We start from the raw sequence: 26095 nt of genomic DNA, 5'->3' as shown, positions 1-26095 counted from the left end.
GATGAGCGAGTCCGGAAATCACTGGGAGGTCGGCACCGATATCGGTGGCACCTTCACCGACATCATCGCCATCAGGCGCGATACCGCGGAGGCGCGGATCGCGAAGGTGCCGTCACGCCCGCAAGCGCCGGTGCAGGCGATGCTGGAGGCCATCGAGGCGGTGGGCCTGCGCAAGAGCGAGGTCAAGCGCTTCGTCCACGGCACCACGCGCGTGACCAATGCCATCGTCGAAGGCCGGTTGCCGAAGGTGGCGCTGGTCGCGACCGAGGGCTTCGCCGATGTGCTGGAGATCGCGCGCTATCGCCGCCGCGATCTCTATCGGCTCGACATTCCCCCGAAGTCGCCGCCCTTGGTGCCGCCCGAACGATGCTTCGGCCTCGCCGAGCGCCTCGATCACGAGGGGCGGGTGCTGAAGGCGCTGGACGACGCCGAGATCGAGCGCCTTGTGGCGTGGCTCAAGCAGACCGGCGTGCAGAGCGTCGCGGTTGCTCTGCTGCACGCCTACGCCAATCCGGTCCATGAGAAGATGCTCGGCGAGCGGCTGAGGGATGTCGTCGCCCATGTCTCGCTCTCGCATGAGGTCAATCCCGAGGCGCGCGAATACGAGCGGACCTCGGCCACGGTGTTCAACGCCGCCGCGATGCCGATCGCGGTGGAATATCTGAGCGAGCTGGAACAGCGGCTGCCGATCGGCCCCGGTCTCCAGGTGTTTCACTCGGCCGGCGCGATGATCCCGATCTCCGCCGTGAAACGCCGCCCGCTGGTGATGGCGATGTCGGGCCCGGCGGCCGGCGTCTCGGCTTCCGTCAGCATCGCGCGCCAGCTTGGCACCTCGCGCATGCTCACCTTCGACATGGGCGGCACCACGACGGATGTCTGCCTGATCGTGGACGGCCAGGCCGAGATGACCGACGGCCGCTTGCTCGGCGACAAGCCGCTGCGCCAGCCGATGCTCGCGGTTCATTCCATCGGCGCGGGCGGCGGATCGATCGTGCGCAACGGCCCCGGCGGCCTCACCGTCGGGCCGGAGAGCGCCGGTTCCGAGCCGGGGCCGGCCTGCTATGTCCGCGGCGGCACGGAGCCGACCATCACCGACGCCAATGCCGTGCTCGGCTATCTCAATCCGGAAACCAAGCTCGGCGACCGCATCGGGATCGATATCGAGGCTGCAAAGCGCGTGATCGAACCGATCGCGCGCGCCCTTGGCCTCAGCCTGACCGAAACGGCGCTCGGCATCATCAAGGTCGCGAATGCGACCATGGCTCGCGCGCTCCGTCGCGTCACGGTCGAGCGCGGCATCGACGGGCGCGACTGCACGCTGCTGGCCTTCGGCGGCGGCGGCCCGATGCACGCCGCGGGCCTTGCCGATCTCTACGGGATTGCCGAGGTCGTAGTGCCCAGCGCCTCCAGCGCGTTCTCGGCGCTCGGCTGCCTCACCGCCGATTTCAGCTTCCTGCAGCAGCAGACGCTGCGCGCCGCGCTCGACGGTATCGATCTCGCGCGCGTCTCGGAGCGGATCGGAACGCTGATCGAAGATGCCTCGGCGCCGCTGATCGCCAATGGCGTTGCGAAGGCGGAGATCCAGCTCGAGCTGGTCGCCTTGATGCGCTATGCGGCGCAGAACGACGCTATTCCGGTGCCCTTCATGCTGCCGCTGGATGTCGCCAAACTCAAGACGGACTTCCTGGCGCGCCATCACGAGCTGTTCGGTTATGCGACCGGCGAACCTTGCGTGATCGAATCCGTGCGGGTGCAGGCCCGCCGCCCGTCCACGACCGTCGTGAGCCGGCCGGCCACCGCGGTGCGGGCGGTCTCGTCAGGCACGCGCATCTGCTCGTTCGATGGTCTCCACGAGATCGCAACGGCAATCATCGACCGCGCCGCGCTCACGGAAACCGTCAGCGGACCGGCCATTATCGAAGACGCGTGGTCAACGGTGGTCGTGCCGCCCGGTTGGGAGGCAAGGCCTGATGCTGCCGGAAACCTGTTCCTGACGCGGAGGGCGGCATGAAGCTCGATCCGTTTGTCGTCGAGGTCATCAGGCACGGGCTCTCCGCCGCGGCCGAGGAGATGAGCCTCGTCATGACGCGCTCGGCGCGCTCGCCGCTGCTGCGCGAGGCCGGCGATCTGTCGTCTGCGATCACGGACGGCCACGGCGGCCTGGTCGGGCAGGGCCGCGACATCCCGATCCATCTCGGCGCGATGGCCTACACCATTCCCGAATTGCTCAAGATCATGCCGCGCGACGGCCTGAAAGACGGCGACGTCGTGATCTACAATGTCGGCGCGCTCGGCGGCAATCATCTCAATGACGTCAAGGTCGTGCGACCGGTTTTTGTGGACGGCGAGATCGTGGCGTTCGCGATCAGCCTCGCGCACTGGCCGGACATCGGCGGCACCTGGCCCGGCAGCTATTTCGCCAAGGCGGTCGACACGTTCCAGGAGGCGATGCGGATTCCGCCGGTGCTGATCGCGACGGCCGCCGGCGTCAACACGCCGATCGTGCAGCTGCTCAAGGCCAACGTCCGCGATGCCGAATCCTGCGAGGGCGATCTCCTCGCCCAGATCGCGGCGACCAAGGCCGGCGAGAAGCGCATCGTCGAGCTCTGCCGCGAGCACGGCAACGCGGTGTTCCTGGCGACCCAGTCGCGCCTGCACGATCTCTCGGAAATCGAGATGCGCGAGGCGCTGCGCGACCTTCCCGACGGCGTCTATGAGGGCGAGGATTACCTCGACGACGGCAGCGACAACAACGCGCCGGCCCGCATCCACGTCAAGATCACGATCCGCGGCGACGAGGCGACCTTCGACCTCTCCGGAAGCTGCGACCGCGTCTCGAACTTCTGCAACACGACGCCGTTCATGGCGCGCTCGGCCGTCGCCTATGCCGCGCGCATCATGAGCGGGCGCGACATGAACCAGAACGCGGGTGCGCTGCGGCCTCTGACCATCATCACGCGCCCGGGCTCGATCCTGGAGCCGGGCTGGACCGCATCGGTCGCTGCCGGCAACCACGAGACGTCCATGCGCATCGTCGATGCGATTTTCCGCGCGATGCAGGACACGATTCCCGAGCGCCTGTCGGCCGGTGGCGCGACCACGGCGGGCGTGCTGTTCTTCGCCGAGCCGCGGCCGAACGGGTCGTGGAAGATGCTCTACGAGGTTCACGGCGGCGGCGAGGGCGCGCGGCACGATCGGGCCGGCACCGCCGCGACGCGGGTGCATCTGTCCAACACCTCGAACACGCCCGTCGAGGTGATCGAGGCGAACTACGCGATCCGGCTCGAGCAGCAGGCCATCCGCCGAGGGTCCGGCGGCGCGGGTGCGCATCGCGGCGGTGACGGGTCCGTTCGCACCTATCGCATTCTCGCGCCCTCGATGCATCTCACCACCTGCATCGAACGCATGGTGATCGCGCCCTGGGGCATGCAGGGCGGCGCGTCCGGCAAGGCCTGCCGCATCTCGCTGGTCCGGCATGGCGCCAACGTCGCCATCGACGGCAAGTCGAACCTGGTGTTGCAGCAAGGCGATCTCGTCACGATCGAGATGTGCGGCGGTGGCGGCTACGGCGCCGCGGCTGCGGAGTGAGGGGGCGGGCGATGAGCAGATTGTTGCGAACCGGACTGAATGCGGGCGAGGCCGCGCCCATGGCCGTCGTCGGCGGCGAGGGCGTCTATTTTCATCTGTCTGATGGCCGCAAGCTGATCGACGGCAGCAACACCGGCGGCGGTCTCGGCCATCGGCACCCTGCGATGGTCGAAGCCATCCGTCGCGCGGCGGATACGCCCGTCGTCAACGAGGGCTGGACCTGGGTCGGCCGCGAGCAGGCCGCGGATGACCTGATGGCGACCGCGTTCAAAGGCGAGGACGATTGGGTCGGCGCGGTCCGCTTCTGCATCAGCGGCAGCGAGGCCAACGACATGGCGTTGTCGCTCTGCCAGGCGCTGACGCAACGCTCGGCACTTGCGACCCGCGAGCGCGCCTATCACGGCATCACCGGGTTGTCCCGCGCCATGACGGTGCAGCCGCAATGGCACGGTGGCCTCGCCGTGCATGCCGGCGGCTCGAAGCTGCCGGCGCCGATGGCACCGGTGCGGATCCTGCCGGCGCCGGATGGTGCGATCTACGGCGCGCCCGCCGGCAATGCGCCGCCGAGCGAATATCTCGCCGATGCGCCGCGCCTGCTCTCGGACACGGCGGCGACGATTATCGACTACACCCAGGGCGGCATCTACTACGACGGTGCCTATCAGGACGAGGTGGCGCGCTGCGTGCGGCAGGCCGGTTCGTACTGGATCGCGGACGAGGTCGTCACCGGCGCAGGCCGCGCGGGCCGTTGGTTCGCATTCCAGGGCGCACAGAGCCGCCCCGACATCGTGACGCTCGGCAAGTCGCTCGGCGGCGGCGCGGCTGCGGTGGCCGCGGTCGTGGTGTCGAAGGAGATCGTCGAGCGGCTCAAGGGCTCGAGCTGGCAGAACTACGGCACGCTGCGCGGCCATCCCATCAGCATGGCCGCCGTCAGCGCCTATTTGAAGGTTGTCACCGACGACGGGATCCTGGAACACGTTCAGAAACTGGAAAAGCTGTTCACCCGGCGCCTGCTCGAAATCGCGCAAAAGCATCGGAGCGTTCAGCGCGTGGCCGGGCAGGGGCTGCACTGGACCGTGGAACTGCACGGCCCGGACTGGCGCACCTGGCATGCCGACACGACCGAAGTGCCGATCGCCTCGCGTGTGGCGGAACGAGCGCTGGAGGCCGGCGCGGTGATCGGCACCAGCGGCGAGCAGACATCGCTGTTCCTGGCGCCGCCGCTCGTCATCTCCGAGCGGGAGGCTGGCCTGCTTCTGGACGCGCTCGACCATGGTCTCGACGCCGCCGACGCGGAGCACGGCTGAATGCGGGGCATGCAATCCACACCCTGCCGTCCCGCAGGGGCTCCGGCTGGAAATTCCGGACGATGCTGCGTTAAGCTGCGCGCGCCGGTACATGTTTGAACTCGTAGCTTCACCAGGAAATCGCTGATGCGTATCGTCAATGTCGCCGCCGCCCAGATGGGTCCGATCCAGAAAGCCGACAGCCGCGAGGCCGTGGTCAAGCGCATGATCGCGCTGATGGACGAGGCCAAGGCCAAAGGCGCCGACCTGATCGTCTATCCGGAACTGGCGCTGACGACGTTTTTCCCGCGCTGGTATGTCGAGGATCGGGCGGAGTTCGACAATTGGTTCGAACGCGAAATGCCGAGCGCGGCGACCAGGCCGCTGTTCGAGCGTGCAGCGCAGCACCAGATGGCGATGAATTTCGGCTATGCCGAGCTGACGCCGGACGGACATCATTTCAACACGGCGATCTTGACCGACAAGTCCGGCAAGATTGTCGGCAAATACCGCAAGGTCCATTTACCCGGCCATGTGGAGTACGACACCAAGCGCTCGCACCAGCACCTGGAGAAGCGCTATTTCGAGCCGGGCGATCTCGGCTTCAATGTCTGGCGCGAGCTGGGCGGCATCATCGGCATGGCGATCTGCAACGATCGCCGCTGGCCCGAGACCTATCGCGTCATGGGCCTGCAGGGCGTCGAGATGGTGCTGATCGGCTACAACACGCCGTCCGTGAACGCGGAGAAGAGCGAGGAGGGCGTCGAGAAGCGGCTGTTCCACAACCGCCTCTCGGTGCAGGCCGGCGCCTACCAGAACGCGACCTGGGTGGTCGCGGTGGCCAAGGCCGGCAATGAGGATGGTCATCCGCTGTTCGGCGGCAGCTTGATCGTCGATCCCAACGGCGAGATCGTGGCCGAGGCCAAGACGGAGGACGACGAGGTTCTGGTCCACGCCTGCGACCTCGATGCGACGACCTTCGGCAAGACCACGATCTTTGATTTCGCCCGGCACCGCCGCATCGAGCATTACGGCCTGATCACCAGCCGGACCGGCGCGGTGCCGCCGCCGGAGAAGTGACGCTGATGACGGACAAAGGCATCGCCTTACGTGAACTCGATCCGCGCGATCGCTACAAGCTGCTCTGCGGCGTGGTGGTGCCGCGGCCGATCGCGCTGGTGACGACGCTGGACGAGAACGGCGCGGTCAATGCCGCGCCGTTCAGCTTCTTCAACGTCTTTTCCGAGAGCCCTGCGCTGGTCGTGCTCGGGCTCCAGCACAAGCCGGATCATTCGCCGAAGGACACCACCCGCAACATCCACCGTGACGGCGAGTTCGTGGTGCACATGGTGGACGAGGCGCTGTCGGTGGCGATGAACGACTGCGCCGTCGATTTCCCCTCCGGCGACAGTGAGGTCGCCGCGACGGGGCTGGCGACGCTTCCTTCGGTCGATGTGAAGGTGCCGCGTCTTGCCGCGGCGCCTTTTGCGCTGGAGTGCCGGCGCCACGTCGTGCTGAACTTCTCGCCGGATCGCGAGCTGCTGGTCGGCGAGGTGCTCAGGATTCACGCCCGCGATGGCCTCGTCGACGAAGCGAACATGTATGTCGATCTCGCAGCCTATCGCCCGATCGGCCGCATGTTCGGCAATCTCTACACGACGCAGCGGGATACGTTTGCCTTGACGCGCGAGAGCCATGCGCAATGGCTCGCGCGGCAGGACGCCAAAGAGCTGAAGGACGCCTAGTGAGCCGAGAACTGCACCGTACCGAGCGCCATGGTGACGGCCGCCTGTGTCGGATCGATCACGGGAATCTTGAGCGCGTCTTCCAGCGGGCGCCGATGGCGCGCCATGCCGGCGCAGCCCATCACGATGGCACGGGCACCGTCCTCGTCGCGCAGCGCGCGGCCGACCTCGATCATTTTTGCCAGCGTGCCTTCGCCCGAGGCGGTCTCGGCGACGCTCATGTTCAGCGGCCGCTCGCCGGCGAGGCGCTCGGTCAGGCCCATTTGTCTGAGATAGCGCATGTGCCGCGGGATCGAACGCTGTGCGATCGCAATGACGCCGAACGTCTCGGCGCGGGCGAGCGCCGTCAGCACGCCGCACTCGGCGATGCCGAACACCGGCCGGTCCGTGCCTTCCCGGCAGACCTGGAGCCCGGGATCGCTGTAGCAGGCGATGACGAAGGCCGCCGAGCTGTTGTCGCCTTCGACCAGCTTGCGCAGCGGCATCGCGACGCCGTCGACATCGGCCTGGCTCTCGATGCCGAACGGACCTTCGGCCAGCGACTGGCAGACCAGTTCGGGGCCGCCTTCGAAGCCGAGCGGCTTCAACGCTTCCTCCAGCCCTTGCGTGACCGCGGGGTTGGAGTTCGGATTGATGACGAGAATGCGCGGTCTGGGCATGGTGGTCTTTCCACGAAATTGCGATCACGTGCCTTCAGCCTATCACGGAGTGCCTCATGACTGAACCAGTTTACGACCTGATCATCCGCGGCGGCCGCGTCGCCACCACCACCGACGTCTTCGAGGCCGACGTCGCCATCTCCGGCGAGACCATCGCGGCGATCGGCAAGGGCCTTCCGGCGGCCAAGCGCGAGATCGACGCGCGCGGCAAGCTGGTGCTGCCGGGAGGCGTGGACAGCCACGCCCATATCGAGCAGCTCTCGGCCGCCGGCATCATGAATGCCGACACCTTCGAGAGCGCGACGGTCTCGGCCGCGTTCGGCGGCACCACCACGGTCATCCCGTTCGCTGCCCAGCATGTCGGCATGAAGCTGCCGCAGGTGGTGGAGGACTATCACGGGCTGGCGAAGAAGGGCGCCGTGATCGACTACGCCTTTCACATGATCATTGCGGATGCGACCAAGGAGACGGTCGAGGAGCATATCCCGGCGCTGGTGAAGCAGGGACATGCGTCGATCAAGATCTTCATGACTTACGACCGCCTCAAGGTCGACGACGAGCCCTTGCTCGACATTCTCCTCGCCGCGCGCCAGTCCGGCGCGATGCTGTGCGCCCATGCCGAAAACCACGGCATCATCGCCTGGATGGTGAAGCGGCTGCTTGCGCGCGGCTACACCATGCCGAAATACCACGCCGTCAGCCACGCCCGCGTGTCGGAGGCTGAGGCGTTCACGCGCCTGATCGGCATGGCGGCGCTGATCGACCAGCCAATCATGATCTTCCATGTCTCGACCGCCGAGGGCGCCAAGGTGATCCGCGACTCGCGCGGGCAGGGGCTCAAGGTGTTCGCGGAGACCTGTCCGCAATATCTGTTCCTCACCGCCAATGATCTCGACAAGCCCGGCGCCGAGGGCGCCAAGTGGATGTGCAGCCCGCCGCCGCGCACGCATGCGGATCAGGAAGCGCTGTGGCAAGCGCTCTCGCTCGGCGATCTCCAGACCATCTCGTCGGATCATGCGCCCTATCGCTACGACGAGACCGGCAAGCTGCGCGCCGGTCCCAATCCGAACTTCAAGCAGGTCGCCAACGGCCTGCCGGGACTGGAGCTGCGGCTGCCGCTGCTGTTCGACGCGATGGTGTCGAAGGGACGGCTGGGTCTCGAAAAATTCGTCGAGCTGACTTCGACCGCGCCCGCAAAAATCTACAATCTGCATCCGCGCAAGGGCTCGATCGCCGTCGGCGCCGACGCGGACATCGCGATCTGGGATCCCAACCGCGAGGTCACCATCGCGGACGAGATGATGCACGATCTCGCCGGCTACACGCCGTTTGCAGGCCGGACGCTGAAGGGCTGGCCGGTGTCGGTGCTCTCGCGCGGCCGCGTGATCATCGAGGGCAACAAGTGCCTCGCGTCCGCCGGAAGCGGCAAATTCCTGGCGCGCAGCGGCGGCGAGGCGGCAAAGCCCACGGGGCGGCTCGTCGCCGACATGGATCCGGAACGGAACTTTGGGGCAAAGCTTCTGTGATGGTGGATCGCGCGCGATGAAGGTTCTTATCTTCGGCGGCACCGGTTTTGTCGGCCTCAATCTTGCCGAGGTGCTGCTCGCGCGCGGGCACGAGGTGACGCTGTATGATCGGGCAGCGCTGCCGCCATCCGCACAGCGATCCCTGGCCGACCACGGCGCACGGCTCACAACCATGCAGGGCGACATCACCGACGCAGACACCATCGACGCACTCATAGCAAAGGGCTCCGATGCGATCGTGCTGGGCGCCGCGGTCACCGCGGGCGACGACCTCGAACGGGCATCACCTGCACGCGTGCTCGAGATCAACGTGATGGCCCAGATCCCGATCCTGCAAGCGGCGATCCGTCACCGCGTTCGCCGCGTCGTCAATCTGTCGTCGGCCTCGGCCTATGGCGTGGCGGGCCAGCGGGTTGCTGTGCTGGACGAGGAGACGCCCTGCGATCCCGTCTCGTTCTACGCCATCAGCAAGTTCACCTCGGAGCGCTCCGTCGCGCGCCACGCCGAGCTCTTTGGCGGCGATTTCCTGAGCGTTAGGTTGAGCGCCGTGTTCGGCCCGTGGGAGCGGCCCGGTTCGGTACGCGATACGCCGAGCCTCCAGTTCCAGATTCTCGCCGAGTTCGCGCGCGGCGAGCCGGCGCTTCTGCCTGCGCCCGGCATCAAGGATTGGACCTACGCGCCGGACGCCGCCGAGGCGGTGGCAGTGCTGATCGAAGCCGAGCGGCCGCGCCACCGGCTCTACAACATCTCCAGCGGCGCGGCCTGGTCGGCGCTGCAATGGGGCGAGGCTTTTGCAGCCTTGCATCCTGGACTGCAATGCCGGCTCGCGTCGCCCGGCGAGAAGACGGATATCAAGCTTCACGGCGGGGATCGCGCGCCGATGTCGGTCAAGCGGATGGCGGAAGAATTCGGCTGGCGCGCGCGGTTCGGCTGCGCCGAGTCCGCGGCCGCCATGAGCGCCTGGTGGATGCAGCACAAGGAATGGATCTGACATGCGGCTGCGGGGGCGGACGGCCATCATCACCGGAGCGGGTTCGGGCATCGGCCGGGCGAGCGCAAAGCTGTTCGCCGAGGAAGGCGCGCGTCTTGCCCTGGTCGATCGCGACGCCGTAGGCCTTCAGGAAACGCGAGGCCTCGTCGGCGAGGCCACGACGCATGTCGGTGACGTCGGCGATGCCGCGTTCGCCGGGACGGTTGTCGGCGACGTCATCGCCCGGCATGGCCGGCTCGACGTCCTCATGACGGCAGCCGGCTTCTCCGTCGGCGGCACGGTGCTGACCACGAGCCTGGAGGACTGGGACGCGGTGTTCCGCGCCAATGTCGGCGGCACCTGGCTGTGGGCGCGCGCCGCCGTGCCTCACATGCAGCGGCAGAAGGGCGGCTCGATCATCACGTTGGCCTCGCAGCTTGCGATGGCCGGCGGCAAGGGCAACAGCGCCTATATCGCCGCCAAGGGCGCCATCGTCAGCCTGACGCGGACGATGGCGGTGGATTTCGCCACCGACGGCATCCGGGTCAACGCGATTGCGCCGGGCGCGATCGACACGCCGATGCTTCGCCGCAGCTTTGCCCGTCACGCCAATTCGGATGAGGTGCGCGAGGCCTCGCGCAACCGACACGCCATGAAGCGGTTCGGCCAAGCAGACGAGATCGCTCAGGCCGCGCTGCATCTTGCCAGCGATGCGTCCTCGTTCACGACCGGCACCGTGATGGTGGTCGACGGAGGCTGGCTCGCGGCATGAGTGAGGCGCTGACCCAGCTTGAAGCGGACGTGCGCGCCGATCTCGCCATGATCGCGCATCCCCACGCCGCCTGGCTCGAACCGAAGATCGGGCCGGATGGTAACGCTGCGCTGGATGTGCTCGTCGTCGGCGCCGGCCAATCCGGCATCGCCATCGGCTTCGGCCTGATGCGCTCCCGCGTCAGCAACATCCTTCTGATCGACAAGGCCGAGGAAGGCAAGGAGGGCCCCTGGCTGACCTATGCCCGCATGCCGACGCTGCGCAGCCCGAAGGACTATACCGGCCCGGACCTCGACATTCCCAGCCTGACCTACCAGTCCTGGCATGAAGCGCGGTTCGGCAAGGAGAGCTGGCAAGGCCTTGGCCTGATCCTGCGCGAGCATTGGGCCGAATATCTGCTCTGGCTGCGGCGGACGATCGGCTTGCCGGTACGCAACGCCTGCGAGCTCCTGGAGATCGTGCCCGCCGCCGACGGCCTGCTCGCCGCGCGCGTGAAACGGGCAGGCGAGGTCGAGACGCTCTACGCCCGCAAGATCGTGCTGGCGACGGGGCAGGAGGGCATGGGCGACTGGATGATCCCGGAGCAGCTCGCGCATCTTCCGGCAGGTTCGGTCGCAACCGTCGCCGACGACATCGACTTCGAAGGCCTGCGCGGCAAGCGCGTCGCCGTGATCGGCGCCGGCGCCTCCGCGTTCGACAATGCCGCGACCGCGCTGGAGGCGGGTGCGTCCGAGGTGCATCTGCTTTGCCGTCGCACAAAAATCCAGGTGATCCAGCCCTATCGCTGGCTGACGTTTCGCGGCTTCCTGCGCCATCTCAGCGATCTCGACGATGCCTGGCGCTGGCGCTTCATGCGCAAGATCCTGGAGATGCGCGAGGGATTTCCGCAACCGACCTACGACCGTTGCGCGCGACACGCCAATTTCACCTTGCACGAAAGCACTCCGGTCGAGGCGGCGCGTGAGACAGACAAAGGCGTCGCATTGCAGACGCCGCGCGGTTCGATCATTGCGGATTTCGTCATCTGCGGCACCGGCATCGACATGAACTTCGCCGGGCGCGGCGAGCTTGGCCGGTTTGCCGGCAACATCGCGACCTGGGCGGACCGCTACCAGCCGCCCGAGGACGAGCGCAACGAACGGCTCGGCCGCTTCCCTTATCTGGCCGACGATTATTCCTTCACCGAGCGCGTGCCGGGCGAGACGCCGTGGATCTCCGACATCCATCTCTTCGCCATCGCCTCCACCATGAGCTTCGGTGCATCGGGATCGTCGATCAATGCGATGACGACCGCCGTTCCAAAACTGGTCCACGGCCTGACGCGCGGCCTGTTCCGTGCCGATATTGCGCGGCACTGGGCCTCGCTCGACGCCTACGACGTGCCGCAGGCCGTGGTCACGCGGTCGGCGCGAACAATGGAGCAGCAGCGATGATCATCCATGCGCCGCCGCGACGATCCGTCCGCAAAAACGCCCCATGAGACTGGCGCGCAACTTGCTTCTTTCTTAACCTGCCTTGCTGGCGTTCTCGTTCGAAAATTCAGGGAAAAACCAATGCGTTTTGTGTCTTTCAGGCCGGCGACCTGCATTCTCGCTACCACTGCGCTGTTGCTGATCGCCACCGCGCCGTCGCAGGCGCAAACCAGGGCAGAGACATTGCGCTACGTCACCGGCGCATCCGTCAACACGCTCGATCCCAACATCCCCGGCTCGACCCGCGAATCCTTCGCGCTGAGCATGAGCACCTATGACCGGCTGGTCGCGTTCGGCCGCAAGCAGCTCAACGGCAAATGGGTGTTCGATCTCGACACCATCACCGGCGAGCTCGCCGAATCCTACGACGTCAGCCCCGACGGTCTGAAGCTCACCTTCCGCCTGCGCAAGGATGCGAAATTCCAGGACGGCTCGCCCGTCACCGCCGAGGACGTCAAATGGTCGCTCGACCGCTGCGTCACCGCGCCGATCCTCGGCAAGGCGCAGCTGCTGACGGGCTCGCTGACCTCGGCCGACCAGTTCAAGGTGATCGATCCCTACACCATCGAGGTGACGCTGCCGAAACCCGACAAGCTGGCGCTGCCGAACCTTGCGACTGTCTATCCCATGATCATCAACTCGAAGCTCGCCAAGCAGCACGCGACGGCGGATGATCCCTGGGCGACGGCCTGGCTGAAGGAGAACACCGCCGGCAGCGGCGCCTATGTGATCGAGACCTTCAAGCCGGGCGAGCAGGTGATCGTCAAGCGCAACGAGGCCTGGAACCGCGGCTCGGCCAACAAGCCGGCCTTCTTCAAGCGTGTCATCATTCAGTCCGTGCCGGAGCCGGCCACCCGCGCAAACCTGGTCGAGCGCGGCGATGCCGATCTCGTGGTCGATCTCCAGGCCAGCGACGTCCAGGCGCTCGAGGCCAAGGGCAAGCTCCAGGTGATCTCGACACCGCAATACAATTCGATCACCTTCGTCTCGATGAACAACCAGATCCCGCCGTTCGACAACGTCAATGTCCGCCGCGCGGTGGCTGCCGCGCTGCCCTATGACGACATGTTCAAGGCGGCCCTGTTCGGTCGCGGCGCGCCGCTGTTCGGCGCGAGCTGGCCGGACGGCAAGCCGCTGAACGGCATCTATCCGTTCCAGCAGCCGGTGAAGATCGATCTCGACAAGGCGCGCGAATATCTCAAGGCGGCCGGCCTGCCCGAAGGCTTCTCGACCACCTTCAGCTTCAACGTCGGCCAGGCCTCGACCGCGGAGCCGATGGCCGCGCTGGTGAAGGAATCGCTCGGCAAGATCGGGATCAAGGTCGACATCCAGAAGCTGCCGGATGCGCAGATGTCCACGCAGATCAACGAGAAGAAGCTGCCCTTCTTCACCGAAGGCATCGTCGCCTGGCTGCCGTCGACCGATTATTTCTATCGCAACTTCTACACCGGCAACCAGCGCTGGAACTACTCGTCGATCAACAATCCGGAGCTTGCGGAGATCGCGCAGGGAGCCCGGTTCGAGCCTGACAAGGCCAAGTACGAGGAAGCCGGCCGCAAGCTCAACGCGATGCATGCCGATCTGATGCCGCAGATCATGTTGTGGCAGCCCAACCAGGATGCCGTGATGGCGCCGTCGATCGCGGGTTACACCTACGAATTCCATCGTCAGGTCGATTACCGCGACGTCAGCCGCAAGTGATTGCGGGAAGCCGCAGGGAGCACTGAATGGTGAAGACTGGTCTCGGTGGAACGATGGTGCGGGCGGGCAGGCGGCTGCTGTCGTCGCTGCCGGCGCTGTTCGGCGTGCTGGTCTTCACCTTCCTGCTGATGCGCGTCCTGCCCGGCGACCCCGCGGTGTTCTTCGCCTCGGGGCCGAACGCCGGCAAGGAGGAGATCGAGCAGATCAGGAAGCAGATGGGGCTCGATAAGTCCGTGCCGGAGCAGCTCGTGTTCTATCTCTCCGACATCGGGCACGGCAATCTCGGGCGCTCCATGATGACCGGGCAGCCGGTGCTCAAGGATTTGCGCGAGCGGCTGCCGGCCTCGCTGGAGCTCACCTTCACCGCGCTCCTGATCGCGTTGATTGCGGCGGTGCCGCTCGGCGTCATCGCGGCGCTGCGGCCGGGATCGGTCGTCGACCACGGCGTGCGGCTGTTCTGCGCGCTAGGCGTCTGCGTGCCGACCTTCGTATCGGGTCTGCTGCTGATCTACGTGTTCTATTATCTGCTGGGGCTGGCGCCTGATCCGACCGGGCGCATCGATGTCTTCACCTCGCTGCCGCCGCAGCGCACCGGCTTCCTCTCCATCGATTTCCTGCTCGCCGGCGACCTCGAAGGCTGGTGGGCGGCCTGCAAGCAGCTGATCCTGCCGGCGGTGAGCATGGCACTGTTCGTGATCGCGCCGCTGGCGCGGATCACGCGCGCCTCGATGCTGGTCTCGCTCGGCAGCGATTTCGTGCGCACCGCGCGCTCGGTCGGCTTGTCCTGGCACAAGGTCGTCGTAACCTACGCGCTGCGCAACGCGATCCTGCCGGTCATCACCATCGCCGGCATCGTGTTCTCCACCATGCTCGGCGCCAACGTGCTGGTGGAGAAGGTGTTCTCCTGGCCGGGCGTCGCGTCCTACGCGCTCGATGCGCTGCTCTCCTCCGACTACGCGCCGGTACAGGGTTTCGTGCTGCTGATGGCGAGCCTCTTCGTATTGGTCAATCTCGTCGTGGATATCTGCTACGGCATCGCCGATCCCAGGGTGTCGATCGAATGACCAGCGCAACCCTCCGCCACTCGGTCTGGATCCTGCGCGGCAATCCGCTCACGGCGGTTGCCGCGACCGGCGTGCTGCTGTTCGTGCTGCTCGCGATCTTCGGGCCCTGGATCGTGCCTTACGATCCTGTTGTCTCAAATGTCTCGGAAGCCTTGCTGCCGCCGAGCGCGGCGCACCTTGCCGGCACCGACCAGCTCGGCCGCGACGTGTTCAGCCGCCTCATCATCGCCGCGCGGCTCGATCTCGCCATTGCGGTCTCCGCGGTCGGCATCTCCTTCCTGATCGGCGCCGTGGTCGGCTCGTTCTGCGGCTATGCCGGCGGCAAGCTCGACCGCGCGGTCGGCCGCTTCGTCGACGTGATGATGGCCTTTCCGCTGTTCGTGCTGGCGATGGCGATGGTGGCGGCGCTCGGCAACCGGATCGAGAACATCGTGATCGCGACCGCGATCATCAATCTGCCCTTCTACATCCGCTTCGCGCGGGCCGAGGTCAACGTCCGCCGCAATGTCGGCTGGGTCGAAGCCGCGCGCGCCTGCGGCGAGAGCCATTTCTCGGTGGTGCTGCGCTTCCTGCTGCCGAACATCCTGCCGGCCATGGCGGTGCAGATCTCGCTCAACCTCGGCTGGGCCATCCTGAACGCGGCCGGATTGTCCTTCATCGGTCTCGGCGTCAAGCCGCCGACGCCGGAATGGGGCATCATGGTCGCGGAAGGCGCACGCTTCATCTCGACCGGGCGGTGGTGGCTGGTGGCCTTTCCAGGCCTCGCGCTGATGATGGCCGTGCTGTGCTTCAATCTTCTCGGGGACGGGATGCGGGATATTCTCGATCCCCGCATGCGCACATGAGCGAGGAACTGCTAGGGATCAACGACCTCCATGTCGCGTTCTCGACGCGGCGGGGCATGGTCGAGGCCGTGCGCGGCGTGACGCTCACGGTCGGAAAGGGCGAGATGCTCGGCCTCGTCGGCGAGAGCGGCTCGGGCAAATCGGTCACCGGTTTCGCCACGACGCGGCTGCTGGACGCGGCCGGACGCGTCACCGGCGGCAAGATCCTGTTTCGCGGGCAGGATGTGACGAAGCTCAGGGGCGACGATCTCCGTCAGCTCCAGGGCGCCGCGATGTCGATGATCTTCCAGAACCCGCGGGCGGCGCTCAACCCGATCCGCGCGATCGGCCTGCAGATCGCGGACGCGATCCTCACGCACAAGCGGATCTCGAAGGACGCCGCGCGCGCCGAGGCGCTCGACCTGCTGCGCGCAGTCCAGATCCGCGATCCCGAGGCGCGGATGAATGCCTATCCGCACGAGCTCTCCGGCGGCATGTGCCAGCGCGTCATGATCGCGATCGCGATCTCCTGCAATCCCGCGCTCTTGATCGCGGACGAGCCGACCACCGGGCTCGACGTCACCACGCAGAAGGTGGTGATGGATCTGCTGGCGGACATCGCCGCCGCGCGCGGCATGGCGACGATCCTGATCACGCACGACCTTGGCCTCGCGGCGCGCTATTGCCGCCGCATCGCCGTGATGGAGCGCGGCCGCATCGTCGAGGAGGCCAGCCCCCGGACGCTCTTCTCCGCGCCGCAGCACGCCTATACGAAGCGCCTGGTGGCGGCATCGCCGACCGCGACGTCCCGGATCGAGGATCTCGTGACCGAGGAGGAGCGGGAGCGTTATTCCGCCGTTGTCGGCAAGCCGAGGCGGGAGCCCGAACACGGCACGCCCCCGCTGCTGCAAGTGCGCCAGCTCGCGAAACGCTTCGACCAGGGCTCGGCCGCGGTCGCCGACTTCTCCATGACCATGGCGGGCGGCGAGAGCGTCGGTCTCGTCGGTGAATCCGGCTCCGGCAAGAGCACGACCTCGCGGATGATCTGCCGGCTGATCGATCCGAGCGAAGGCGACATCGTGTTCGACGGGCAGTCGATCGGCCATGTGGCGGCGCGCGACTTCCATCGCTCGCCGCTGCGCAAAGACATCCAGATGGTCTTTCAGGACCCGAACGAGAGCCTCAACCCGCGCTACACCGCCTTCGACTGCATTGCCCATCCCCTGATGCGGCTCGACGGCATGCGCGCGGGCGACGCATTGCGCCAGCGCGTGGAGGAGTGCGCCGAGCGGGTGGGGCTGCCGCTCGACCTTCTGCCTCGCTTCCCGCATCAGCTCTCCGGCGGCCAGAAAGCCCGGGTCGGCATCGCCCGTGCCATTGCCTGCCGGCCGCGTCTGCTCGTCCTGGACGAGCCGACGGCGGCGCTCGACGTTTCCGTGCAGGCCGTCGTGCTGCAACTGCTCGATCGCCTGCGCCGCGAGAACGACATCGCGCTGCTGTTCGTCAGCCACGATCTCAACGTGGTGCGCATGCTGTGCGACCGCACCATCGTGCTGCGCAACGGCGGCATCGTCGAGCAGGGCGAGAGCCGGGCGTTGTTCGATAATCCGAAGACCGACTACACCCGCAAGCTGGTCGAGGCGATCCCGCATATCGAGACCGGCGAAATGCTCGCGGCTGCTCTGTAAGGCCTTGCAAGTCAACTTGGGCTCACCAAAAAGTCGATGAGATGCCGCTGGCGATTGGGCATTTAGTGGCATACCATTTGCTTGCAAATGGGCTCGGTTTCACTTGCCCTTTGCCAATGAACAGCTGGCATCACGGCATTACTGGGAGGACTTCATGGATCGCAGGACCGTATTGAAGGGACTGGCCGGCGCGGGCGGTTTGGCATTGTCGGGCGGCCTTTCGGCCCCGGCGATCGGCCAAGGCGCAGCGGCCCGCACCCTGCGCTTCGTTCCCCAGGCCAATCTGGCCAATTTCGACCCGATCTGGGGTACGCAATACGTCGTCCGCAATGCAGCAGCGCTGGTCTGGGACACGCTTTACGGCATCGATGCGCAGCTGCAGCCGCAGCGCCAGATGGTGGAGTCCGAGGAGACCACCGACGACGGCAAGACCTGGATCTTCAAGCTGCGCCCCGGCCTCAAATTCCACGATGGTGAGCCGGTGCTGAGCAAGGACGTCGTCGCCAGCCTGTCGCGTTGGGCGGCGCGCGATCCGATGGGCCTGATGATTCTTGCGATCCAGCAGGAACTGTCTGTTGTCGACGACCGCACCTTCAAATGGGTTTTGAAACAACCCTTCCCGAAGATGACCTACGCGCTGGCCAAGAACAATGCGCCGTGCTCGTTCATCATGCCGGAGCGCATCGCCAAGACCGATCCGTTCAAGCAGATCACCGAATATGTCGGTTCCGGCCCGATGAAGTTCGCCAAGGGCGAATGGGTGCCGGGTGCCAAGGCGGTGTTCGAGAAATTCGCCGACTACGTGCCGCGGCAGGAGAAGCCGTCGTGGCTTGCGGGCGGCAAGCAGATGCTGCTCGATCGCATCGAATGGATCGTGATGCCCGATCCCGCGACCGCTGCCGCGGCGCTGCAGAACGGCGAAGTCGACTGGTGGGAGAATCCGATCGCGGATCTCGTGCCAGTGCTGAAGAAGAACAAGAACATCAGCGTCGATATCGGCGATCCCCTCGGCAATATCGGCTCGTTCCGCATGAACCATTTGTTCGCGCCGTTCAACGACGTGCGGGCGCGGCGCGCGGTGCTGATGGCGCTGAGCCAGGAGGACTACATGCGCGCGATCGTCGGCGACGACACCGCGCTGTGGAAACCGCTGCCCGGCTTCTTCACGCCCGATACGCCGGTCTACAACGAATTGGGCGGCGACATCCTCAAGGGCAAGCGCGATTTCGACGCCGCCAAGAAGCTGCTCGCCGAGAGCGGCTATTCCGGCCAGCCGGTGACCTGCCTCGTGGCGCAGGACCAGCCGATCACGAAGGCGCAGGGCGACGTCACCGCAGACCTCCTCAAGAAGCTCGGCATGAATGTCGACTTCGTCGCCACCGATTGGGGTACGGTCGGCTCGCGCCGTGCGGCGAAGACGCCGCCGGGACAGGGCGGCTGGAACATGTTCCACAGCTGGCATGCCGGTGCGGATTGCATCACGCCCGCCGCCTACACCGCCATTCGCGCCAACGGCGACAAGGCCTGGTTCGGCTGGCCCAACAGCCCGAACACCGAGAAGGAGATCACGACCTGGTTCGACGCCAAGAATGTCGAGGAAGAGAAGGCGGCGATCGGGCGGGTCAACAAGGCGGCGATCGACGATGTCGTCTATGCGCCGACCGGCTTCTTCCTGACCTACACGGCCTGGCGCAAGAACGTCTCCGGCATCACGAAGGGGCCGCTGCCGTTCTTCTGGGGCGTGTCGAAATCCGCTTGATGCTGCGCTGAGGCCAGATGCTTTCCTACATCCTCCGGCGCATCGTCGCCACCCTGCCGGTGATGGCGATCGTCGCACTGTTCGTGTTCAGCCTGCTCTACATCGCGCCGGGCGATCCGGCCGTGGTCATTGCAGGCGACCAGGCCAGTCCGGAGGATGTAGAACGCATCCGCCAGAGCCTCGGCCTCGACCGGCCCTTCCTGATCCAGTTCGGAAGCTGGGTCTGGCGCATCCTGCATGGCGATCTCGGCACCTCGATCTTCACCAACCTGCCGGTCTCGGCGATGATCGGGCAGCGTCTCGGACCGACGCTGTCGCTGATGATCGTCACGCTGCTGCTCACCATCGTGGTCGCGGTCCCGCTCGGCGTGGTCGCGGCCTGGAAGGCCGGCAGCCTGATCGACCGCGTCATCATGGGCTTTGCGGTGTTCGGCTTCTCGCTGCCCGTCTTCGTGGTCGGCTACATGCTCGCCTACATCTTCGCGCTGGAGCTCGAATGGCTTCCGGTGCAGGGCTACACGCCGCTCACCCAGGGCTTCTGGCCGTGGCTTGAGAACCTGATCCTGCCGGCGGTCGCGCTTGGCTGCGTCTATATCGCGCTGGTCGCACGCATTACGCGCGCCGCCATGCTCGAGGTTCTGCAACAGGATTATATCCGCACCGCCAAGGCCAAGGGCCTCGGGCAGGGCGGCATCCTGTTCATTCACGCGCTCAAGAATGCGTCGGTGCCGATCGTCACCGTGATCGGGATCGGCATCGCGCTCCTGATCGGTGGTGCGGTCGTGACCGAAAGCGTGTTCGCGATCCCCGGCCTTGGCCGGCTCACGATCGATGCGATCCTGCGTCGCGACTATCCCGTCATCCAGGGCATCGTGCTGCTGTTCAGCTTCGTCTACGTCCTCGTCAACCTGATGATCGACGTCACCTACACGCTCGTTGACCCGAGGATCCGCTATTGACCGACACCACCGTCAATCCCCAATCGCTTCCGGCCGGCCTCGTCCTCGCGCCGCAGCTGCCGGAGATCCTCCGGCCCGTCAGGGTCCGGCGCGGCTTCATCGGGCTGCTGCGCGGCCATCCGACCGTCGCGATCGGCGGCGCGCTGCTGCTGACGCTCGTCCTCATCGCGATCTTCGCGCCTTATCTCGGCACGGTCGATCCGACCGCGCTTGCACCTGCCAAGCGCACGCGGGCACCGTCGGCCGATTTCTGGTTCGGCACCGACGTGCTCGGGCGCGACATCTATTCGCGCGTGCTGTTCGGCGCGCGGGTCTCTCTCACGGTCGGCCTGTCGGTTGCGATCTTCGCGTCCGCGGCCGGACTTGCCATCGGCATGGTCTCTGGCTTCATCCGCTGGGCCGACGGCATTCTGATGCGCTTCATGGACGGCCTGATGTCGATCCCGCCGATCCTGCTCGCGATCGCGCTGATGGCGCTGACGCGCGGCAGCGTCGGCAACGTCATCCTGGCGATCACCGTCGCCGAGATCCCGCGCGTCGCGCGTCTCGTCCGCAGCGTGGTGCTGTCGCTGCGCGAGCAGCCCTATGTGGATGCCGCGGTCGCCTGCGGCACGCGCACGCCGATGATCATTCTCCGCCATATCCTGCCCAACACGGTCGCGCCGATGCTGGTCCAGGCGACCTATATCTGCGCCAGCGCCATGATCACCGAGGCGATCCTGTCGTTCATCGGCGCGGGCACGCCGCCCACCATTCCGTCCTGGGGCAACATCATGGCCGAAGGCCGCGCGCTGTGGCAGGTCAAGCCCTACATCGTGTTCTTCCCGGCGGCCTTCCTGTCCGTCACCGTGCTCGCCGTGAACCTGCTCGGCGACGGCCTTCGCGATGCGCTCGATCCGCGCATGGCCAAGAGCCTGTGATGGCGAAAGGCTGACCACGATGGCGTTGCTCGAAGTCGAGAACCTCCAAACCCATTTCCGCACGCCCGGCGGCATCAACCGCGCGGTCGACGGCGTGTCCTTCCATGTCAACGAAGGCGAGACGCTCGCCATCGTCGGCGAGTCCGGCTGCGGCAAGTCGGTGACCTCGATGTCGCTGATGCGGCTGGTGCCGGAGCCGCCCGGCAGGATCGCAGGCAGCATCCGCTTTGCTGGCAAGGATTTGCTGAAGCTGTCCGACCGCGAGATGCGCGCGATCCGCGGCAACGACATCTCGATGATCTTCCAGGAGCCGATGACCAGCCTCAATCCGGTGCTGACCGTCGGCCGGCAGATCCGCGAGACCCTGATGATCCACCAGGGCCTCGACAAGCAAGCCGCCGAAGCGCACGCGGTCGAGATGCTGACGCTGGTCGGCATTCCCGAACCGAAGCGGCGGGTGCGCGAATATCCGCACCAGCTCTCCGGCGGCATGCGCCAGCGCGTGATGATCGCGGTGGCGCTGGCCTGCAATCCGAAGCTCCTGATCGCGGACGAGCCGACCACGGCGCTCGACGTCACCATCCAGGCGCAGATCCTCAAGCTGATGCTCGACCTCAAGCACCGGGTCGGCGCCGCCATCATCCTGATCACCCACGACCTCGGCGTCGTCGCCGAGATCGCCGAGCGGGTCATGGTGATGTACGCCGGCCGCAAGGTCGAGGAGGCGCCGGTCGCGGAGCTGTTCCGCTCGCCGCGCCATCCCTATACGCAGGGCCTGCTCGGCGCGGTGCCGCGGCTCGGCTCCTCGCTCGCGGGCACGGCGACGCGGCTCGCCGAGATTCCCGGGCAGGTGCCGGATCTCCGCAAGCCGATCACCGGCTGCGTCTTTGCCGGGCGCTGTGCGCTCGCGACCGATCTCTGCCGGCAATATGCGCCCGGGCTGGAAGAGAAGGGCCCGCGCCACATCGCGGCCTGTCATTATGCTGCCAAGGGAGCCGTCGCGGCATGAGTCCTCCGCTGCTCCAGGTCAACGACCTCAAGAAGCATTTTCCGATCAAGACCGGCCTGTTCAGCCGCAAGTCCGAATTCGTCTATGCGGTCGACGGCGTGTCCTTCGAGATCGCGCGCGGTGAAACGCTGTCGCTCGTCGGCGAGTCCGGTTGCGGAAAATCGACGGTCGGCCGCGCCATTCTGCGGCTGTTCGACATCACCTCCGGCCAGGTCATTCTCGACGGCCAGCGCATCGACGACGCCCATCCGAGCACGATGCGCCAGATGCGCCGGCGCGTGCAGGTCGTGTTCCAGGACCCGTTCTCCAGCCTCAACCCGCGCATGCGCGTGCGCGACATCCTCGCCGAGCCGATCCGCAATTTCGGTCTCGCCAAGTCCAAGGAGGATCTCGAGGTCCGCGTCACGGAGCTGATGGACACCGTGCGCCTGCCGCGCGAGGCGCTGAACCGCCGGCCGCACGAATTCTCCGGCGGTCAGCGCCAGCGCATCGGCATCGCGCGGGCGCTTGCGGCGGAGCCCGAGCTGATCGTGTGCGACGAGGCGGTCTCGGCACTCGACGTCTCGGTCAAGGCGCAGGTCGTCAATCTCCTGCAGGACCTTCAGCAGAAGTTCGGCCTCGCGCTGCTGTTCATCAGCCACGACCTCGCCATCGTCGAGCACATGACCCACCGCGTCGCGGTGATGTATCTCGGCAAGATCGTCGAGATCGCGCCGCGCCGCGAGATCTTCGCCGCGCCGAGGCATCCCTACACCAAGGCGCTGCTCTCGGCGGTGCCGCTGCCCGAGCCGGGTGCCCAGCGCAATCCGATCATCCTCGGCGGCGACGTGCCGAGCCCGATCAATCCGCCGAAGGGATGCCGCTTCCACACCCGCTGCCCGTTCGTGTTCGATCGGTGTCGCACCGAGGAGCCGACGCTTCGCGCCGTTGGCGCCGAGCAATGGGCGGCCTGCCACCTCGACGAGGTGCCGCAGGCTTAGACTAGAGATGTTTGGGATCTTGCTAGAGCGCCGTGAAGGCCCCTGGCGACGATGCCATCATGCTCCTGTTTTGCCCGGCGGGTCAAATTCGTGGGCCGCGTGAATTTCGCGTTTGAAAACAGGCGCGTCCTACTGTGCATGGGGTTGTTTTCGAACTTTTTAGTTTGGCAACCGCCGCGCGGTTGAAAAAAAACTAGGCGGTCGACGGCCGGGTGCGCGGCGACAGCACGGCCGACGGAGATCGCCGCGCGAAGGCTTGCAGCTTCGGCTGGACGCGCGATCCGTCGATCACCTCTAGCCGGCCGCAGCGGTTCAGCGTGTGCAGCTTCCGGCCGGGCCAGTGCGGTCCGGGCCTCAGCGAATGGCGGACGATCTGCCTGAACGTCGTCGGCGACAGCTCGACGATTTCCGCAAGCGCCAGCCCTGCGCCGTAGCCTCCGGCACAGTCCTGCACCGGGCGCCACAATTTGCCGTCGATGGTGACGAAATTTCCTGCAGGGCGCGTGCTGGCGCGATCGATCAGGACCGGATTGCTGGCATGCGGTAGCCAGGGGCCGAGCAGATGTTCGGCGTAGTAGATCGCGAGCGAATCCGAGTAGCCGCCGGTCCCGTCGCGCCAGGCGCCGAACAGATAGTGCAGGCCGTTGTGCCGCGTGATGGTGGCATCGGCGAGCTCGAGGCCGGACAGCAGCGTCGCGTGCCGCTCCCATCTGTCCGGAAACCGGACGCACCGGTAGAGCGCGACATCGCCGTTGAGCGAGCTCTCCGGGATCATCCACAACTCGCCATCGTCCTCGATCAGGAACGGATAGGAGAGATGCCAGGGCTCCTCCAGCACCGGCACGACCTCGCCGATCGGTCCGGTGTCGCCGAACTCGATCGCCGAGATGATCCCCTTGCCGACGCGGTGATCGAGATCCTCGAAGAAGACGAATGTCCGCCCCCGCCAGGTGATGGGGAAGGGATCGGCGTAGAAATGGTTGCCGGGATCGCCGAGCACGGTCCAGGCCGGTCCCGACAGATCCTTGGTCTGCCAGACGCCGGCATTGTCATTAAAGCGCCAGCCGACGTGCCAATGCGGGGCGTAGCAACAGAGGCGATAGATCTCCTTGGCGATCGACACCGCGAGGCCGCGCAGCACGTAAGCGGCGGGGCCGCGCTGGCTTGTCGCCGTGGCGGGCTGCGCAAACTGCGGCACGATCCGAGGCCGTCCCGACAGGATCGCCGCCACCATGGTCAGGGTGCGGGCCATGATGGTGTCGAGCGCGCCGCTGAGGCCGGCCGCAATCTCGGCTGAGGGATGGCCGCGATCGAGGATCGTTCCGTCGACCTCGTTGACGATATCGATGACGGGCAGGTCGCCGGCGAGAATGGCGGCGAGCGCGGCGTTCTCGCCCATGGCGCCGTTGAAGCGCGGGCGGAGATACAGCCGGGCAGGGCAGTCCGCCTCGCGCGCGGCGCTGGTGAAATCGACGATCACGTCGGCCGTAGCGGCGCGCGCCTGCGTTCGCTCCGGAGTGACCTTCAGCCTGTCCGCGCCGCTGGCCTTGCCCTTGTGCAGCACCAGGCGTTCGAGCTCGAACAGCATGTCGAGGCCTGCGGGCCGCGGCTCTGCCGTTGCCCTCCAAGCGATCTGGACCGGCACATCGCGTCCGTCGATCGACAGCGTCGCGCGGTCCATCCACCGCCGCGCATGGTCAACTTCACAGCGAAACTCGATGATCATGTCGAGCCCATTCTTCCAACCGTCAGGTCAAATGACTTGGCCGAGAATTCGAACGTATTCCTCCACCATCGCGTCGACCGAATAGCGCGACCGAAGGCCTCTCGCGTTTTGCCGCAACTCGTCGCTCAGCGCTTTGTCGCTGAGGAGTTTCGAGACCGCCGCCGACAGTTGGGCGTGATCGGAGGCATCGACGAACAGCGCCGTCGGCTTTCCCTCGAACGACAACACCTCGCGCAGCACGGGAAGATCCGTGACGACGGAGGGAACACCGGCGCTCGCGGCCTCGACCGCAGCAAGGCCGAACGTTTCGGCCTGCGTCGGAAACACGAAGAGGTCGAGACAGGCGAGGAACTCCGCCATCCGTCGCGGCGTGATTTCGCCGAGCAGATGCAGCCGGTCCGATACTTTCAATTCGTCTGCCAGCTGTCTCAGCCGGGCCTCGTCGGCGCCCTGGCCGGCCAGTGCAAGATGCCAGGACGGCTGATCCGGCAGCAGGCGGATCGCCGCATCGAGCCGCTTGTGCGGGTGCAGGCGCGCGGCGCAGCCGAGCAGGATGCGGTCCTGCGGCAGATTGAATTTCTGCCGGGCGGCGTCCCTGGAAAGGGTGAGTGCCTTGACGTCAAAACCGTGCGGGACATGCACCATGCGCGACCGGTACGCCGCGGGGTAGCGCGAATATTCGCGCTGCATGTCCTTCGAGTTGAGCGTGATGCGATCGAAGAAGCCGAGGCTGCCCATCGCGATATCGGCGGCACGGACCGGCCAGCTCATCGACAGCGCGGACGAGACCTGATTGGCGACGACGGGCGCGCGGCTGACGAGGCTGGATACGCCGGCGCCGATGACGTTGCCGAAATGCTGGAAGGTCAGAACCGCGTCGGGCTTGCTGGTCCTGATGTGACGGCCGAGCGTCCACAGCATCCGCAGCAGCGCCAGCGGATTGCCCGGCCGGTGCGATGCGCAATAGAGCGTATCCGGCGGCTCGTCGAAGGACGCCGACTTGCGGAAGAAGAACAGATTGGTGACGCGGTAGCCGCGCGCGGAGAGGCCGGCGCCGAGCAGCCTGGAGATCTCCTGTGCGCCGGCATTCTCGGCCTGGGTCTGGACGAGAAGCACATGCGGCATCGCTGCACCGCCGGCGGGTCTTGCGAGTGCCGCTGCCGTGGACGGCAGCTTCGGTGCATCGCCCAGTTCTACGCCTGGCTGGTAGTGGAGCACGAATTCCGACCCGCTAATAAAACATTCACCTTCTTAACCCCGTACCTATCATGCGGGCATCGCGCGGACACCGACTAGCAACAAACGGAGTTAATGCGCGGCGCGCCGGAGGCCTGGGATTCACGGGAAAATCCGCCGCATCCGGGGCGATGCGCCACACGCCCGTTAACCAATTGGTCACCTTCGCGCAGGGGCCGGGTAACCGCCGATTAACCATAGATATTTACGG

The 26095-nt window shown here is 66.3% G+C and carries 21 protein-coding genes; 18 read left to right on the top strand and 3 right to left on the bottom strand.

Going from position 1 to position 26095, the window contains the following annotated elements:
• Position 1 precedes the first annotated feature (1 nt).
• From JQ617_RS25760 to JQ617_RS25740, 5 genes are all read left to right on the top strand, one after another.
• Entirely contained in the window at positions 2-2011 is a 2010-nt protein-coding gene (locus JQ617_RS25760) for a hydantoinase/oxoprolinase family protein (RefSeq protein WP_212028765.1), read from the top strand.
• Complete coding sequence (locus JQ617_RS25755; protein ID WP_212028764.1) at positions 2008-3588, top strand: hydantoinase B/oxoprolinase family protein; 1581 nt, start codon at positions 2008-2010, stop codon at positions 3586-3588. The genes JQ617_RS25760 and JQ617_RS25755 overlap by 4 nt, the downstream gene beginning before the upstream one ends.
• Positions 3589-3599: 11 nt before the next feature.
• Positions 3600-4895: an aminotransferase class III-fold pyridoxal phosphate-dependent enzyme gene (locus tag JQ617_RS25750; RefSeq protein WP_212028763.1), complete on the top strand. Its 1296-nt coding sequence runs from the start codon at positions 3600-3602 to the stop codon at positions 4893-4895.
• A 126-nt stretch (positions 4896-5021) separates the two neighbouring features.
• The gene (locus JQ617_RS25745) at positions 5022-5954 is read left to right on the top strand and encodes an N-carbamoyl-D-amino-acid hydrolase (RefSeq protein WP_212028762.1); all 933 of its coding nucleotides are present in this window, start codon (positions 5022-5024) and stop codon (positions 5952-5954) included.
• 5 nt (positions 5955-5959) lie between these two features.
• Positions 5960-6619: a flavin reductase family protein gene (locus tag JQ617_RS25740; RefSeq protein WP_212028761.1), complete on the top strand. Its 660-nt coding sequence runs from the start codon at positions 5960-5962 to the stop codon at positions 6617-6619.
• On the opposite strand, the gene JQ617_RS25735 is transcribed toward JQ617_RS25740, so the two are convergent.
• Positions 6616-7278: an aspartate/glutamate racemase family protein gene (locus JQ617_RS25735; RefSeq protein WP_212028760.1), complete on the bottom strand. Its 663-nt coding sequence runs from the start codon at positions 7276-7278 to the stop codon at positions 6616-6618. The two genes, JQ617_RS25740 and JQ617_RS25735, sit on opposite strands and share 4 nt — an antisense overlap.
• 56 nt (positions 7279-7334) lie before the next feature.
• On the opposite strand from JQ617_RS25735, the gene hydA reads away from it, so the two are divergent.
• The 13 genes from hydA (at position 7335) to JQ617_RS25670 (ending at position 22922) form a co-directional block, all read left to right on the top strand.
• Positions 7335-8804 (top strand): dihydropyrimidinase, encoded by a 1470-nt coding sequence (hydA, locus tag JQ617_RS25730; RefSeq protein ID WP_212028759.1) that lies wholly within the window; start codon positions 7335-7337, stop codon positions 8802-8804.
• Between the two features lie 16 nt (positions 8805-8820).
• Positions 8821-9795, top strand: a complete 975-nt coding sequence (locus JQ617_RS25725; RefSeq protein WP_212028758.1) for an NAD-dependent epimerase/dehydratase family protein — start codon at positions 8821-8823, stop codon at positions 9793-9795.
• Position 9796: 1 nt separating this feature from the next.
• Positions 9797-10546, top strand: coding sequence for an SDR family oxidoreductase (locus tag JQ617_RS25720; RefSeq protein ID WP_212028757.1), 750 nt, complete (start codon positions 9797-9799; stop codon positions 10544-10546).
• Positions 10543-11979, top strand: coding sequence for an NAD(P)-binding domain-containing protein (locus JQ617_RS25715; protein ID WP_212028756.1), 1437 nt, complete (start codon positions 10543-10545; stop codon positions 11977-11979). The genes JQ617_RS25720 and JQ617_RS25715 overlap by 4 nt, the downstream gene beginning before the upstream one ends.
• A 120-nt stretch (positions 11980-12099) precedes the next feature.
• Complete coding sequence (locus JQ617_RS25710) at positions 12100-13719, top strand: ABC transporter substrate-binding protein (protein WP_212028755.1); 1620 nt, start codon at positions 12100-12102, stop codon at positions 13717-13719.
• 29 nt (positions 13720-13748) lie between these two features.
• Complete coding sequence (locus tag JQ617_RS25705) at positions 13749-14783, top strand: ABC transporter permease (RefSeq protein WP_212029055.1); 1035 nt, start codon at positions 13749-13751, stop codon at positions 14781-14783.
• The gene (locus JQ617_RS25700; RefSeq protein ID WP_212028754.1) at positions 14780-15628 is read left to right on the top strand and encodes an ABC transporter permease; all 849 of its coding nucleotides are present in this window, start codon (positions 14780-14782) and stop codon (positions 15626-15628) included. The genes JQ617_RS25705 and JQ617_RS25700 overlap by 4 nt, the downstream gene beginning before the upstream one ends.
• A complete protein-coding gene (gene nikE, locus JQ617_RS25695; RefSeq protein WP_212028753.1) occupies positions 15625-17295 on the top strand; it encodes a nickel ABC transporter ATP-binding protein NikE in 1671 nt (556 codons plus the stop codon). The genes JQ617_RS25700 and nikE overlap by 4 nt, the downstream gene beginning before the upstream one ends.
• Positions 17296-17449: 154 nt before the next feature.
• Entirely contained in the window at positions 17450-19054 is a 1605-nt protein-coding gene (locus JQ617_RS25690; RefSeq protein ID WP_212028752.1) for an ABC transporter substrate-binding protein, read from the top strand.
• A 17-nt stretch (positions 19055-19071) separates the two neighbouring features.
• Positions 19072-20013 (top strand): ABC transporter permease, encoded by a 942-nt coding sequence (locus JQ617_RS25685; RefSeq protein WP_063694922.1) that lies wholly within the window; start codon positions 19072-19074, stop codon positions 20011-20013.
• A complete protein-coding gene (locus tag JQ617_RS25680; RefSeq protein WP_212028751.1) occupies positions 20010-20933 on the top strand; it encodes an ABC transporter permease in 924 nt (307 codons plus the stop codon). Before JQ617_RS25685 ends, JQ617_RS25680 begins: the two co-directional genes overlap by 4 nt.
• Before the next feature lie 19 nt (positions 20934-20952).
• A complete protein-coding gene (locus JQ617_RS25675) occupies positions 20953-21942 on the top strand; it encodes an ABC transporter ATP-binding protein (RefSeq protein ID WP_063694920.1) in 990 nt (329 codons plus the stop codon).
• Positions 21939-22922, top strand: a complete 984-nt coding sequence (locus JQ617_RS25670) for an ABC transporter ATP-binding protein (RefSeq protein ID WP_063694919.1) — start codon at positions 21939-21941, stop codon at positions 22920-22922. Before JQ617_RS25675 ends, JQ617_RS25670 begins: the two co-directional genes overlap by 4 nt.
• A 193-nt stretch (positions 22923-23115) precedes the next feature.
• On the opposite strand, the gene JQ617_RS25665 is transcribed toward JQ617_RS25670, so the two are convergent.
• Both JQ617_RS25665 and JQ617_RS25660 read right to left on the bottom strand, forming a co-directional pair.
• Positions 23116-24648: a glucosamine inositolphosphorylceramide transferase family protein gene (locus tag JQ617_RS25665; RefSeq protein ID WP_212028750.1), complete on the bottom strand. Its 1533-nt coding sequence runs from the start codon at positions 24646-24648 to the stop codon at positions 23116-23118.
• A 27-nt stretch (positions 24649-24675) separates the two neighbouring features.
• Positions 24676-25866 (bottom strand): glycosyltransferase family 4 protein, encoded by a 1191-nt coding sequence (locus JQ617_RS25660; protein WP_212028749.1) that lies wholly within the window; start codon positions 25864-25866, stop codon positions 24676-24678.
• Positions 25867-26095: the final 229 nt, after the last annotated feature.

This window comes from Bradyrhizobium sp. KB893862 SZCCT0404, assembly GCF_018130885.1.
GTDB classification, from domain to species: domain Bacteria; phylum Pseudomonadota; class Alphaproteobacteria; order Rhizobiales; family Xanthobacteraceae; genus Bradyrhizobium; species Bradyrhizobium stylosanthis.
Note: the sequence above shows the minus strand (reverse complement) of the source record. Positions and strands in the feature narration are given on the sequence as shown.

Excerpts from the sequence above, each read along its gene's own strand:
- JQ617_RS25760 (WP_212028765.1), top strand. The coding sequence starts at position 2 with ATGAGCGAGTCCGGAAATCACTGGGAGGTCGGCACCGATATCGGTGGC.
- JQ617_RS25755 (WP_212028764.1), top strand. The coding sequence starts at position 2,008 with ATGAAGCTCGATCCGTTTGTCGTCGAGGTCATCAGGCACGGGCTCTCC.
- JQ617_RS25750 (WP_212028763.1), top strand. The coding sequence starts at position 3,600 with ATGAGCAGATTGTTGCGAACCGGACTGAATGCGGGCGAGGCCGCGCCC.
- JQ617_RS25745 (WP_212028762.1), top strand. The coding sequence starts at position 5,022 with ATGCGTATCGTCAATGTCGCCGCCGCCCAGATGGGTCCGATCCAGAAA.
- JQ617_RS25740 (WP_212028761.1), top strand. The coding sequence starts at position 5,960 with ATGACGGACAAAGGCATCGCCTTACGTGAACTCGATCCGCGCGATCGC.
- JQ617_RS25735 (WP_212028760.1), bottom strand. The coding sequence starts at position 7,278 with ATGCCCAGACCGCGCATTCTCGTCATCAATCCGAACTCCAACCCCGCG.
- hydA (WP_212028759.1), top strand. The coding sequence starts at position 7,335 with ATGACTGAACCAGTTTACGACCTGATCATCCGCGGCGGCCGCGTCGCC.
- JQ617_RS25725 (WP_212028758.1), top strand. The coding sequence starts at position 8,821 with ATGAAGGTTCTTATCTTCGGCGGCACCGGTTTTGTCGGCCTCAATCTT.
- JQ617_RS25720 (WP_212028757.1), top strand. The coding sequence starts at position 9,797 with ATGCGGCTGCGGGGGCGGACGGCCATCATCACCGGAGCGGGTTCGGGC.
- JQ617_RS25715 (WP_212028756.1), top strand. The coding sequence starts at position 10,543 with ATGAGTGAGGCGCTGACCCAGCTTGAAGCGGACGTGCGCGCCGATCTC.
- JQ617_RS25710 (WP_212028755.1), top strand. The coding sequence starts at position 12,100 with ATGCGTTTTGTGTCTTTCAGGCCGGCGACCTGCATTCTCGCTACCACT.
- JQ617_RS25700 (WP_212028754.1), top strand. The coding sequence starts at position 14,780 with ATGACCAGCGCAACCCTCCGCCACTCGGTCTGGATCCTGCGCGGCAAT.
- nikE (WP_212028753.1), top strand. The coding sequence starts at position 15,625 with ATGAGCGAGGAACTGCTAGGGATCAACGACCTCCATGTCGCGTTCTCG.
- JQ617_RS25690 (WP_212028752.1), top strand. The coding sequence starts at position 17,450 with ATGGATCGCAGGACCGTATTGAAGGGACTGGCCGGCGCGGGCGGTTTG.
- JQ617_RS25685 (WP_063694922.1), top strand. The coding sequence starts at position 19,072 with ATGCTTTCCTACATCCTCCGGCGCATCGTCGCCACCCTGCCGGTGATG.
- JQ617_RS25675 (WP_063694920.1), top strand. The coding sequence starts at position 20,953 with ATGGCGTTGCTCGAAGTCGAGAACCTCCAAACCCATTTCCGCACGCCC.
- JQ617_RS25670 (WP_063694919.1), top strand. The coding sequence starts at position 21,939 with ATGAGTCCTCCGCTGCTCCAGGTCAACGACCTCAAGAAGCATTTTCCG.
- JQ617_RS25665 (WP_212028750.1), bottom strand. The coding sequence starts at position 24,648 with ATGATCATCGAGTTTCGCTGTGAAGTTGACCATGCGCGGCGGTGGATG.